The 12,374-nt window shown below is 45.5% G+C and carries 9 protein-coding genes; 2 read left to right on the forward strand and 7 right to left on the reverse strand.

Annotation, left to right across the window (positions count from 1 at the left end; genetic code table 11):
• Nucleotides 1-179: 179 nt before the first annotated feature.
• From RIB93_RS12780 to RIB93_RS12795, 4 genes are all read right to left on the reverse strand, one after another.
• The gene (locus tag RIB93_RS12780) at nucleotides 180-968 is read right to left on the reverse strand and encodes an ABC transporter permease (RefSeq protein WP_446373142.1); all 789 of its coding nucleotides are present in this window, start codon (nucleotides 966-968) and stop codon (nucleotides 180-182) included.
• A gap of 200 nt (nucleotides 969-1,168) precedes the next feature.
• The gene (locus RIB93_RS12785) at nucleotides 1,169-2,152 is read right to left on the reverse strand and encodes an ABC transporter ATP-binding protein (RefSeq protein WP_446373143.1); all 984 of its coding nucleotides are present in this window, start codon (nucleotides 2,150-2,152) and stop codon (nucleotides 1,169-1,171) included.
• Nucleotides 2,153-2,158: 6 nt separating this feature from the next.
• The gene (locus RIB93_RS12790) at nucleotides 2,159-2,779 is read right to left on the reverse strand and encodes an HD domain-containing protein (protein WP_446373144.1); all 621 of its coding nucleotides are present in this window, start codon (nucleotides 2,777-2,779) and stop codon (nucleotides 2,159-2,161) included.
• 329 nt (nucleotides 2,780-3,108) lie between these two features.
• Nucleotides 3,109-4,566: an LCP family protein gene (locus RIB93_RS12795; RefSeq protein WP_446373145.1), complete on the reverse strand. Its 1,458-nt coding sequence runs from the start codon at nucleotides 4,564-4,566 to the stop codon at nucleotides 3,109-3,111.
• Nucleotides 4,567-4,804: 238 nt separating this feature from the next.
• Here RIB93_RS12795 and RIB93_RS12800 point away from each other — a divergent pair, with 238 nt between their 5' ends.
• The gene (locus RIB93_RS12800; protein WP_446373146.1) at nucleotides 4,805-5,866 is read left to right on the forward strand and encodes a mannose-1-phosphate guanylyltransferase; all 1,062 of its coding nucleotides are present in this window, start codon (nucleotides 4,805-4,807) and stop codon (nucleotides 5,864-5,866) included.
• Between the two features lie 763 nt (nucleotides 5,867-6,629).
• On the opposite strand, the gene RIB93_RS12805 is transcribed toward RIB93_RS12800, so the two are convergent.
• The 3 genes from RIB93_RS12805 to RIB93_RS12815 are packed head-to-tail and all read right to left on the reverse strand — an operon-like array spanning nucleotide 6,630 to nucleotide 10,891.
• Nucleotides 6,630-8,099, reverse strand: a complete 1,470-nt coding sequence (locus RIB93_RS12805; protein ID WP_446373147.1) for a DUF1802 family protein — start codon at nucleotides 8,097-8,099, stop codon at nucleotides 6,630-6,632.
• An 11-nt stretch (nucleotides 8,100-8,110) separates the two neighbouring features.
• On the reverse strand, nucleotides 8,111-10,129 hold the full coding sequence (locus RIB93_RS12810; RefSeq protein ID WP_446373148.1) for a P-loop NTPase fold protein: 2,019 nt from the start codon (nucleotides 10,127-10,129) through the stop codon (nucleotides 8,111-8,113).
• A 39-nt stretch (nucleotides 10,130-10,168) separates the two neighbouring features.
• Complete coding sequence (locus tag RIB93_RS12815) at nucleotides 10,169-10,891, reverse strand: hypothetical protein (RefSeq protein ID WP_446373149.1); 723 nt, start codon at nucleotides 10,889-10,891, stop codon at nucleotides 10,169-10,171.
• A gap of 1,006 nt (nucleotides 10,892-11,897) precedes the next feature.
• Between RIB93_RS12815 and RIB93_RS12820 the strand changes: the two genes are divergently transcribed.
• Entirely contained in the window at nucleotides 11,898-12,155 is a 258-nt protein-coding gene (locus RIB93_RS12820) for a hypothetical protein (RefSeq protein ID WP_446373150.1), read from the forward strand.
• Nucleotides 12,156-12,374 lie beyond the last annotated feature (219 nt).

Raw genomic sequence — 12,374 nt, forward strand, 5'->3', positions numbered from 1 at the left:
GTGCAAGGAAATGGGGTAGCATCCTTCATAAGTATGGCATCACCTTGCTCAGGTAAAATGTACCCTTGCTCCCCCAGCTCCCCCAGCTTCCCCAGCTTCCCCAGCTCCCCCTCACCACAAGACTTATTCAGCAGCCCCTACTTCCCCATCTCCCCCGCACCCCTGCACCTCCGCCCATCTCACGCTCCCATTCCCGAATACTGCTTCAATCCCTTGCGCCACAACCAGCGATTGACGCCAAAAAATAACAATCCCCAACCCACCATAACCAAAATTCCTTGGATAAAATTAACCGGTAGCCCAACTAACAAGGCGGCGGGAAAATGAGCCAAGTAAGGGAAAGGTGTCCACTCGGCAACGGCTCGGACTGTAGGGGGGAAAACTTCCAATGGTGCCATCATTCCTGACAGAAACAAATAGAATAAATACCAAAATTGTTCTAGTGAACTGGCTCGCTCTGTCCAAAATGCAAATAAGGCAAAGGTATATTGGATTAAAAATCGTAGGGCAAATGCCATTGCTGTGATGAATATAAATAATAGTATATCACCCAAACCAGGCAACCAAAATGCTGGGGGATAGAGGAGAAAGAATAAACCTAAAAGTACAACCGATAAAGGTAGGCGAACAAAGCGTTCAGATAGATGACCTGCAACATGATGCCATACAGGATCAATGGGTTGCAGGAGTTTAGGAGATAGTCTGCCCTCTACCACTTCCCTTTCAAAATCAAAAATCATCCACACCACAGTAAACTGGCGAACGATAAAAACGGATAGGAAGTAACGCATAAATTCTTCAGGAGTTAGTTCAAACTCTCCGCCTTGAGATGCCTGCATCCAAACCCCCATAAGAATCAGCGGCAAACTGTTAGAAAGTATCCAAAAAAAAAGCTCTGCCCGGTATTCCAACATGTGAGCATAGTAAACAGACAGAAATATTTTACTGGTGTGAATTAATCGCTTCATAGTAATTATGGTCTGCTGAATAAGTTTTGTGGTGGGGAAGATGGGGAAGGTAAATGATTAATGACTAGAAAAGAGTCTTCTATGTAGGGGCGGGTTTTACTACTATCGTTTTTTGCCCACCCTAATGTCACTAAACCCGCCCTGTCCAAATGATTAATTTCTGGACATAAGACCAATGACCAATGACCAATGACCAAAAATCACGAAACAACTCCGGCTCGAAAAACCCGACCGATGACTTCTTCGATAGGGGGGTCACTAACAGTTAAATCTATCACCTCTAAATCCGCCAAAATCCGAGCCACGGTACTTGTCAGCTTTTCACGCTGTACGAGGAAACGTACTGCTAACCCATCGATTGCCTCTATTTCTGCATAACCTGATAACTCTTCTTTTGACAAGGGTTGAGCCAGTTCTACTTTCACCTCCCGATAGGGCGCAAAGCGATTGAGGAGTCCCTCCAAGCTGCCATCATAAATCATCTGCCCTTCATAAATTAGCAGCACTCGCTGACACAGCGCCGTAATATCTGCCATGTAGTGACTGGTCAATAAAACGGTGGCTCCCGTGCGCTGATTGTACTCGCGTAAGAAATTCCGCACCGCTAATTGGGCATTAACATCCAATCCCAATGTAGGTTCATCTAAAAATAAGACTTGGGGTTGATGCAAAAGCGCCGCCAGCAATTCAGCTTTCATGCGTTCTCCGAGGGAGAGTTTCCGCACGGGTTGCGTGAGTTTGGCTTCTAAGGATAACATTTCTGCCAGTTCCCCGACGCGACGTTGAAACTGGTTGTGAGAAATTCCATAAACGGCGGCGTTGATTCTCAGGGAATCCAAGGCGGGTAAGTCCCAAAGCAGTTGTTGCTTTTGACCCATGACTAGGGTAATCTGCTGCAAAAAGTTGGATTCCCGCTGAAATGGCTGATGACCCGCTACCTTAACCTCACCCCCTGAAGGGTGAACAAGTCCCGTGAGCATTTTCAACGTCGTGGTTTTACCGGCACCATTGGGACCGAGAAATCCCACCACTTCCCCCATGCCAATTTCAAAGGAAACATTTTGTACAGCAACGACAGAGCGGTACTTTCGGCGCAAAAAGTGGGTGAGAGTCCCCTTAATACCGGGTTGTTTGACCGCTACGGGATAGACTTTGCTCAGATTTCGAGCCACAACAATAGACATAATAATCTAGTCTACTTGACTCTCAGTGGAGAGCGATCGCGCCTTCTGAAGATAACCCGCTTTAATACAATCTGCGACAATTTGCTCCACTAATGTCCAAAGCTGAGGTGTACCCTCTTGCACAGGTTCCATACGTTGCATCACTTGGCGTTCAGTAATACCATGAAGCTGCCAAGTTCCGCCATGATTCTGGTAATTGAGCAGCAGGGGTTGCAAACGGTCTAGCGCAACGGCAAATCGGGCGGTCGGCGTGGTGACGGCTTCAAATTCATCCCAGATTTCCCGCAACCATTGCCCTTGGTCTTCGGGTAACATGCCAAAAATCCGGGTAGCGGCTTTTTCTTCCCGAACCGCTTTATCCTGATTTCCCTGTACGTCATAGCAGAACGTGTCTCCTGCATCAATTTCAACTAAATCATGCAGCAGCACCATCGTTATCGCTCGTCCCAGGTCAACCTGGGGAGGTGCATACTCCGCCAGAATAATTGCCATTAATGCCAAATGCCAAGAATGTTCGGCGCTGTTTTCCTGGCGAGAATCATCCGTTAATCGGGTTTGGCGAAGAATTCCCTTGAGTTTGTCAATCTCAATAATGAATTGAATTTGTTGGTTAAGTCGGCAATTCATGTGTCATGTGTCATGTGTCATGTGTCATTCGTCATTTGTCATGTGTCATGTGTCATTCGTCATTTGTCATTCGTTATTTGTCCAGAAATTCATCATTTAGACAGGGCGGGTTTAGTGACATTAGGGTGGGCAAAAAACGATAGTAGTGAAACCCGCCCCTACACATACAACTCTTTTCTAGTCATTGATCATTCACCTCCCCCATCTCCCTCTGCTCCCCCAGCTCCCCCAGCTCCCCCAGCTCCCTCATCTTCCCCAGCTCCCTCTGCTCCCTCATCTTCCCCAGCTCCCGATAACTGATAACTGATAACTGATAACTGATAACTGCATTATTCCTCCGCTTCTGGGTGTCGAATCAACCAATCCTCACCCACACGAATGGTTAAATCGGATTCAATATCTCCTGTGGAAGAGGCTTCGACGTGACCGAGTTGCAAAACCCTTTTTAAGGTGGTTGCTGCTTTCAAATCGCCTTGTTGCACAATAATCTGAGTTTCGCGTACCTGATCGGGCCAATCCCGTATGATGTAGACATTATAGAAGTCGTTTTTCGCCAAATATCGAGCAACTTCGTGAGCTAATTGCGGGTCATCTGTGGCATTTTGAATCGCAATTCGCAACCGTTGGGGAGAACGCCGAATCTCCGATGAACTCCAGTCAAGGGTTTGCTGAAAGTATTGTTGCATAACGCGATCGCGTCCGGCAGAATCCATAATCCAATAGCTGGCAACATATTCCTCTGGATCACTGAAGCGACCGGGCAAAAGTACCATCTGAAAATCATCTTTGTCTAAATCTAAGCCAAAGCCCACCAGCGCCAGCATTTCTTCTAAACTGAGATTGGTATCAATATATTGCTGCATCACCCGAATGATTTGGGGTAAACGCGGTAGCACCTTGGGACTGAGCAACCGTTGACGCAGCGCCTTGAGTAGCGTTTGTTGGCGCTGAACTCGACCAATGTCGCCGTAGCCGTCTTTACGAAATCGAGCAAACTGTTCGGCTTGGTCTCCATTTAAGATTTGCCATCCCGGTTCTAAATCAATGTACAAATCCTGGGTTACATCCTCATACTGCATCGGATAGGGAACAAACACCTCAACTCCCCCCACCAGGTCTACCAGTTCCCGAAATGCATCCGTAGTCACCCGCACATAGCGATCAACGGGTGCATCATTCAGAGTACGGCTCACCACCCGTGCGGCTAACGCTGCACCCCCTTCCACATTGGCATCATTGATTTTGGCAAGTCCTACCTCCGGAAGTTCCACTTGGGTATCCCGAGGAATGGAAAGCATCGTCACGGACTCTTCTGTTGGGTCGAGGCGTAACAGCAACATAGTATCGCTGCGACCACTGAAAACGTCGGAGGAGTTTTTGTCATTATCGGAAACGCGGTCAATTCCCATGACCAGGATGTTGACGGGTCGGGCTAAATCATAGCGAAACGCTTGTCGCCAGGAATTTTCTTTCGCGCCCAGGACAAAATTTTGGGGCACGATTAAGGGGGACAGAGGGGTAATTAGGGCAACCGTTGCGCCCAAGGTAGCCGATACTGTAGCGGTTAAGGCAAACGCCGCACTCCACAGAAACCAGCGCATATAGCGACCACCACTGGATTTATTTGAATGATCATCGGAATGGGAATCTCCGCCATCATCAGGCGGTGGGGGAGGCGGGGAACCCCCAGTACCATTTTCAGCGACATCAGAGTCGCCGTGCGATCGCGGATAACTTTCTGGATGGGAGACTTGAAAGCCCCAGCTAGTTTGGGAACTATTCGACACGTTTTTTTACCCTCACCACACACCAACTGTTCTGGAATCGTTTGACGTTCACCGAGTCTATTGCTGGATTATAGCGTTAGCCTGCTCAATCCCCATGAATCTTTGGTTAGGAAAAATCTGCCGAGGTGGTCAAACATTCTGACTGTAGAGACGTAACCTGCTACGTCTGGAACACCACATCTCCCCCATGCTTGTGGGTAAGGCTAGGATGTAGCAGAAACTTAGAATAACATAGACAATGAGTCAATCCTTAATACCCGTAATTTTAGCTGGCGGCAAAGGTGAACGGTTTTGGCCCCTCAGCCGCAAACATCGACCCAAGCAGTTTTTAAGTTTAGATGGTAGTGGAAAGAGTCTTTTACAGACCACAGCTGACCGTCTGAGTCAATTGACAGGAGATTCAGCCAATGTTTGGGTGATCACATCGGCTCAATTAGCCGACGGTGTAAAACAACAGTTACCCCAACTCAAAAGCGAACATATATTAGCTGAACCCGAAGGGCGGGATACTGCACCTGCTGTGGCGTGGGCAACCTTAGAAATTGCGCGTCACTATGGAGAAGATGCGGTGATCGGCTTTTTTCCAGCAGACCATTGGATTGCGGATCAGCAGGCGTTTCAACAGACGATTGAGGCGGCGACTCAGTTAGCGGCGACTGAAGCGGCGATTGTCACCTTAGGAATTGCTCCCGACTACCCCTCTACAGGTTACGGTTATATTGAACAAGGAGAACCCGCCGGAACTTTTAATAATTTACCAATTTATCGGGTGGCTCGATTCACAGAAAAGCCAGACCGAGAAACAGCCGAGAAATTTCTGGCGACGGGGAAATTTAGCTGGAATGGTGGGATGTTTATTTTCCGTGCTGGTGTCGTATTAGCGGAACTAAACACTTATGCGGCTGATATTATTAATCCGTTACAACAACAGGGGATTGATGCTTATTCTAAACTACCTAAAACCAGTATTGATTATGCCTTAATGGAGAAAACCCAACTGGCTTATGTTCTCCCAGTTGCGTTTGCTTGGGATGATTTGGGAGATTGGAATGCTTTAGAACGGTTGCACAAGGGAAAGGCGGCGAATGTGGAACTGGCAACTCATGTAGGGAAAGATACCCAAGGGGCGATTCTTTATGCTAGTGATCAGGATGAGGTGATTGTGACGATTGGCTTAGAAGATGTGGTGGTTGTGCGAGATGGTGGGGTGACGTTAATTGTGAAAAAAGACCGCACCCAAGAAATTAAGCAGGTACTGAAAACCTTACAAGCGGATTCGAGATTTAGTCAGTTCCTTTAATTGAATTTGTCCTGGATTATTGCCAATCTATCCGTAGGGGAGCAAGGGCGCAAGCCTTGCTCAAGGCGTAAGTACCTGGACATAAATTCTGTCCGCTATAAAACATCGCCACCTAAATATCGGGGGTGCATGTCAACGCAAGTAGGTTGGGTTGAGGGACGAAACCCAACTTATCCGGTTAAGCTGTTCGGCATTTAAACCTTAATGTCAATAATTGCGAAAGCCTTGTAGTGCGTTTAGCGAAGCCATGCCGCAGGCTTTGCATCTTGCTCGCTACTAATACCCAATTTAAATGCATGACAGCTTAACTGTAGTATTGCGTGCTTTCCCTGACATGCTCCCAATATCGGTGGGTTACGGCGGATAGTCCATTAAAGGTTTATTGTCTGACTTTAAGTCCCGCCTAACCCACCCTACATAACGATTACTTAGCGCCAGATCCCCCTTCCGTCCCCCTATTAGATCCCCCTTCCGTCCCCCTTCAAAAGGGGGAGACCAAAGGATGCTTCGCTTTTTGTTCCATGGGGGAGACCAAAGGATGCTTCGCTTTTTTTTCCATGGGGGAAGGCAGAGGATGCTTCGCTTTTTTTTCCATGAGAAAATCCAGAGGATGCGAGCGTATTTTTGTATCTGGGGGAACAATAAATTTCTCAAAATCCCCCTTTTTAAGGGGGATTTAGGGGAATCTCTTATTTAGTAGGGGTTTCAACATGAAGTTGATACAGATGTTCATGAAGAGTCCCCAACAAAAGGTTTCTTAACCTTAATGAATTAGAGGTAAATCGCGCAGGAAATAGAAGCGATCGCGGTTCAATTCATTACCCTTACTCCGCCCCAAGTAACCTGTTAACGGTGAGGATAGTTCAATGAGAATATCACGCAATTCATTCGGCATTAAGGGTTTGGGCGGACTCGAACCGATATACGCGCCATAAATTTGACCAACTTCCACTTCGCCTAACCCGGCATTTTCTTGTAAGGATTTAACGGATTTGACGATGTGCGATCGCACGGCGATATCTTGACGCACTTGCACTAGGTATTGCTCAATTTTATCATCGGCTAACCCATAAGCATCTTGCAAGCAGGCTTTGAGTTTCAGCAAGTCAATAGCACCCTTATATTGGGCTTGCAATTCTACGAGATGTTGGAGAGTTTCTGGACGAATCACGCTAATCTGATTATTTAAAGTTGTTCGTAAAGCATCTGGGGTTAATTCACCGGCGGCGACAATGAGTTTGAGACAAGGATCATAGTCTTGTTGTAAATGATTGTTCCCCAGTTGGATTAATTGTCCCGGAGTTTTACTGGGTACTATTTCATTTTTGGTAGCTTTGCATTCGCCCACAATGGGATAAGGTGCATCCGCATAAAAATCAATCCCGCCAGCACCGCCAGTTGCTTCTGGATTTAGGCTGGCTTTGGGATCATTTCTAGAGTTGGTAAATCCTAGTTTCAGTAAGCTTTTTCGTACCAGTTTTTCAAATTGATGACCATCGCTAGAGTTACCGACGTCGGCGATTGTTTTAATCCAGATGAAATCAGAGTAAAATTTCCCGATTGATTGGCTACTCCAGCCTAAGAATTGTTTGATATCTTGGTCGAGTTCTTTCGCCCCTAGATTATTGTTTGATAATGACGCGATCTGCTGTAAGCAGCAGCGCTTCGCTATCGCACTCTGTAATTCTTCCAATTCTGGATGTTGAGGCGGCTGTCGTTCTTCCATCTGGCGACAGCGCTGTTCAAAGCATGTCTGACTCAAAACAGGTGTATTTTGAGTCACCGTTAAAGGTTGGGGAAGCGGAATAAATCTGGGACTCGGATGGACAGGAATTTCAATGGGTTGCGGGAGTCGATAAACTCGCAGGTAGGCTAAAAAAATATGACCCCGTTTGACACGAGTTTGCTCTAATCCGGCTGTTGTCCATACAGTTAACTGGGATAAAAAATCCAGGGACTCTGAATCATCCAAGACTTCACACCGTTCGCATTTTGCCCAGGCTTTAATTTGAACCGTCTCCGAACCGAGTTCAGCCAGACTTTGTTGGGCGGTGGGGATAAAATTTGAGCGATAATATTGTTCAATAGGCAGAGCGTTACTGGATGTATCTGAGGGATAAAGCGCAAATTGTCGTCCTGGATTGACAAATATCCGAGGGATAATAGCAATTGAACGTCCTTCGATTAAGGCTTCAATATCTGGGGTAGGTAGACGTAGGGCGATTTGCAGCATAATTTATGTTCCTATGCTACGAATAGGTCATTTAGGTCGTCATCATTGTCTGTATCATCACCACTAGATTCGTCGAACAGCGTTCCAAAGAGTTCTTCATCTTCAATAGTCTCTGAATCAATTTCACCAGAGGGATCGCTGAGGATTTCTCGCAGTAGCTGATTATCTAAAATTTGGGGTTTTGAGAATTCTGCCACCTGCTCTTGATTTAGCTGATATGTCTCGCAGTTTTGATAAATAGTATAAAGGTCAATCAGGGGTCTGATCTGTTCAGCTTCCAGATACGCCCATTCCCCTCCCTTTGCTTGAGATGTGAGTTCCTCCAGTAACTTATAAGCCTTTGTCGTCTTGTTAATTTTTTTGTTTTTCGAGCGAACTAAACAACCGCGAGTTAAACCAAATCTCTCGTATGCAGTTAAGCGCTTTAATCCGGCTCCTAGTGCAGCCGCGTTGCTTTTCTGAATAACTGCTACACCAATGACAAAATTTTTGTTATCTTCATTGCCAACAACCTTGAAATTAATGTAACCTTGGTTTGATAGATTCTTGGGAGTAGCCTTTGAATTGACGACTTGGATATCAGTGTCAACACGTTCAATTGTTAGTTGCCGTAATTTTTGTCCTGTTTCTGTTTCCCCTTCCAAAGTTTCACCTATCAACTGCTCAAACCCAAAATATAGAGCATCAGCAATTTTATCATTGTCCTCTAAATAATCTCCAATGTCTGCCTCATTTGAGGATTTAACAGCTCTTTTAAATCTCTCTTCTAGTGATATAGGAACATTGGGGCGATAATTATTAGCACACCAATCTAAGGCTTCCCGTACAGTCAGCTTATTTTTACCGATATCTCTGAGTTGGCTTTCCGTAAACGGATAAACTGGATCATGAGGTTTTAACCCGCGAGGTTCATATAGCTCTTTTTGTAACCATAAGGCAACTAAATCAACAAGGGATTGGCTATCTAAAGGTTTTAAAGTTATTGGTTTTCCTTGAGTGGCTGTTGACAACCGATCTCTCACGCTACCACCCGTACCAGTTTGATAGATATTAAAGGATATTTCTGTATTCCAAGTTGGCCAGAACATTACCGTCAACATGACAATACCTTTACCAATACCTGACTGTTCTAGATTATCGTAAAGGTCTTTAATTAAGCGGACAATTACCTGTGCCTTAGTAAACCCATCTTCAGATAATATTCCTTGGGTTTCCAATTCATCAAAACAAATCAGCACAGGTTTATGATCGCTCACTAACCGCAAAATTTGTTGTATATTACCCAGAGCTTCTGCTTCTTGTTCTTGAGATGTCTTACCAGCATTGGTTGGCAAACCCATAGAGTTAGCCGTTTCTTGATCTAGCTCATTACCAGCTAACCATTCAATGGCATAGGGGGCGTACATTTCTGAAAGAGTCCACAAAATCGCCCTGAGAATATAAGGGTCAGCATCCGGCTTGATTTTGAGAATCTGGCTACTCAATTTTTTGAGCAGATTTTGGTTATTCTGTAAAGCTTTAGCATAGGCTTTATCAAAATTCTTAACGATTGTTGCGGCGGCTGTTTTTTGACCACTGGAATTACTGGCATTTGCCATAGCCGCCGCCACTTCCTGCCATTGTGTAACTTCTTGACTGCCAACTCGCGCCAAGTTCTCGACCAACGTTTGCAGAAATTGATGTCTCAACAGATTTAAGTCACCATACTTGCCAGTATTAGCATAGATAAATACAGCACTACCATCACCAATAACACGACGGCGCAGACGACCAATGAGTTGAGTTTTCCCTGAACCGATATCGCCAGTCACAACTAAAGTAGCTACCTTATCTTTACTATCTGGACTGGTTTTAACCTGCTTGATTACCTCCAACACTTTTTGAGAAGCGTGAGCATTGAGAGTATTTAAATCAGGGAATCCTTTCCCCCAAACACTTTGGACTTTATCAATGGCTGCACTGTTGAACGGATTGTAGTCTTCGATGGCGGCGTTGATTTCTTCAATCGGTGAAACGGATAAATCAGTCATGATCATTCAGGTGAAGGAACAAACAGCAAGTAGTTTCAATTAGGCTTCAGCATTCACAAGCTTTGCAAAGTAACGCAATTTGCCGACTGGCGGAGTAATTGAGTCCTCTAATTGATCGGGGGTAACGTTTAAAACCTCTCCCCCCATTAACTGTAAAATATCGTTAGCCTGCATTTCCAGCATCCAGTCGTTGAACTGGGAACGAGAGACGCGATCGCTAATGGTTCGCCGTATCCGATAAATCGGTACTAAGTCATCTAAGTTGTAGTCGCGGTTAAGCTGATTGTAGACATCCAGCGCCACCTGCTTAAACTGGTCATAAGACGCGATCGCCTTTGGCGCTGAGCTTTGCTCAATCGCACTCTCCCCAGTCTTCCCGGCTGCAACCGCCCCATCACCAACAGTACCCGCCGACATAGCTTGTTCTCGAATCCATTTGAGTAACGCATTCGCGGTTTTCGCGCCAATCTGACTCTCAAATTTAAACGCCTCACTCTTTAACCCCGCTTCCAGCATCTGAAATCCCTTCGGCTGTACCAGAGATACCTTATACCGAGAAAGCGCGATCGCACCGTTCTCTTCTAACTGCTGATAACTATCCTTATAATCAGCAGCTGTCTCCTTCTTCCGTTTCAGTCGCTTAGTCAGTTCACCCCTCTTAACATCCGAACCTCCCAGATCCCACAAGTAAAGCAGTAGGCGGACTTGCTTCGCTTTCGCTTCAATATCTGTATCTGTCTTCGCATCAACATCGTTGGACATCGTTGTTACCCTATCCGTCATGGAAATTTCTGAGTCTAAAGAATGAACTTTTGTAAAAATACTCCCTGTTATACTAACCCCATCATCTAATCACTTGCCAGTTCAGTCGCGATCGGTATAAAGCCAGTACAGCGTCAGTATGGGGCAGTTTAGAGAACAATCAATGCATTCCATTGATAACCCCCCAGTAAAACCCACCCTCACGCCACAAATTATGTGTTCTGCAAATAGTCTCTAAGTATTTTTACTTAATCCAGAGATTGAACTGTTCAATTTGATCCTGATTTTCGACTGGTTCAGGATGATCGCCGGATCATCAATTGTTGCCCATAATCGTAACTTAACTTAATATTTTTTGGACAAATGTTAACTTCCATATCATTTCCTTGTCTTTCAACTTGAGAGTGGTAAAGTAAAAGTATGAAGCAAATAAAGCTTCACCGGACAGATACAAAAGCAACGTTTAGATTCAAAGAAAGAGGTAAAAACGCTGGCTAAATCAATCAATCTGTCTTCTCTAAAAACAACAGCAGCAAACCATTTAGACGCTGATATTTCCTAAGCTAGTTAATAGGGAGTAAGGCAACTGAAACTTGAATTCAGTGCAACTCCAGATAGGATTACTAAAAGAAGGAAATCACTCAGCAAGTCGATCGGACGTGCTGCTGTTGTTTTAGCATTAATTAGCCAAATGAATAGGAGAGGGCTACCCGACCCAATTGAATGGATGGGAGTTTTTTATTGATGCAAGCGGGTCGCCCCTACAGATGGTTAATCTTGCATTTCTAACCAAGAACGCGATCGCCTTTGGTGCTGAGCTTCGCTCAATCGCAATTCTCGGAACCTCCACCTAGAGCGTCGATACAGTAATAGCCGTTTGGTTGTAGGGTGCGTTCCTGGAAGCGATTTCTGCTGCTCCATCGATCGCCGATTGGGAACGCACCAAGCTTATGGCTCGATGAATTACTCAGCTATACTTTGAGTAGTGACCTCGACTCATCCCTCCATGACTGATTCGCCAACCAATCTTCCCATCCGACGAGACTTGATAGACGACACCCAAGCTCTGGCTAAAGAGCTAAATATGTCTTGGAGTCGGCTGATTAGCCTTGCTCTGAGTGAATTTCTGCGTCGATACCGTGAACGAAAGGAACTGCTAGAACAGGTCAATGTGGCTTACTCAGATGGACTTGACGAAGAGGAAACGCAGCTTCTACAAGCAATGCGCTCAACTCATCGTCGTGTCATCGAAGGAGAATGGTAGTTAGGGCTTGCTGAATAAGTCTTGTGGTGGGGAGAGGCAATAGGGAATAGGCAACACCTCGGCTTCGCTCGGTGTGTCATGGGCAATGGTTTCAAGCCTCTGTCGAGGGAAAATTTGGCGCTGGCGGAGGCACAAATTCCAGGGTTTTGACGGTTATGATGTAAAAACCTTGCACTTGTTGGGTAGGAAAATGGCTTAAAACCCTTATCTGGTCTAGCT

The sequence above is a fragment of the Coleofasciculus sp. D1-CHI-01 genome (assembly GCF_040218875.1).
Classification (GTDB): Bacteria; Cyanobacteriota; Cyanobacteriia; order Cyanobacteriales; family Coleofasciculaceae; genus Coleofasciculus.

Coding starts and splice junctions, on each gene's coding strand:
- RIB93_RS12780 (WP_446373142.1), bottom strand. CDS start 968: ATGAAGCGATTAATTCACACCAGTAAAATATTTCTGTCTGTTTACTAT.
- RIB93_RS12785 (WP_446373143.1), bottom strand. CDS start 2,152: ATGTCTATTGTTGTGGCTCGAAATCTGAGCAAAGTCTATCCCGTAGCG.
- RIB93_RS12790 (WP_446373144.1), bottom strand. CDS start 2,779: ATGAATTGCCGACTTAACCAACAAATTCAATTCATTATTGAGATTGAC.
- RIB93_RS12800 (WP_446373146.1), top strand. CDS start 4,805: ATGAGTCAATCCTTAATACCCGTAATTTTAGCTGGCGGCAAAGGTGAA.
- RIB93_RS12805 (WP_446373147.1), bottom strand. CDS start 8,099: ATGCTGCAAATCGCCCTACGTCTACCTACCCCAGATATTGAAGCCTTA.
- RIB93_RS12810 (WP_446373148.1), bottom strand. CDS start 10,129: ATGACTGATTTATCCGTTTCACCGATTGAAGAAATCAACGCCGCCATC.
- RIB93_RS12815 (WP_446373149.1), bottom strand. CDS start 10,891: ATGTCCAACGATGTTGATGCGAAGACAGATACAGATATTGAAGCGAAA.
- RIB93_RS12820 (WP_446373150.1), top strand. CDS start 11,898: ATGACTGATTCGCCAACCAATCTTCCCATCCGACGAGACTTGATAGAC.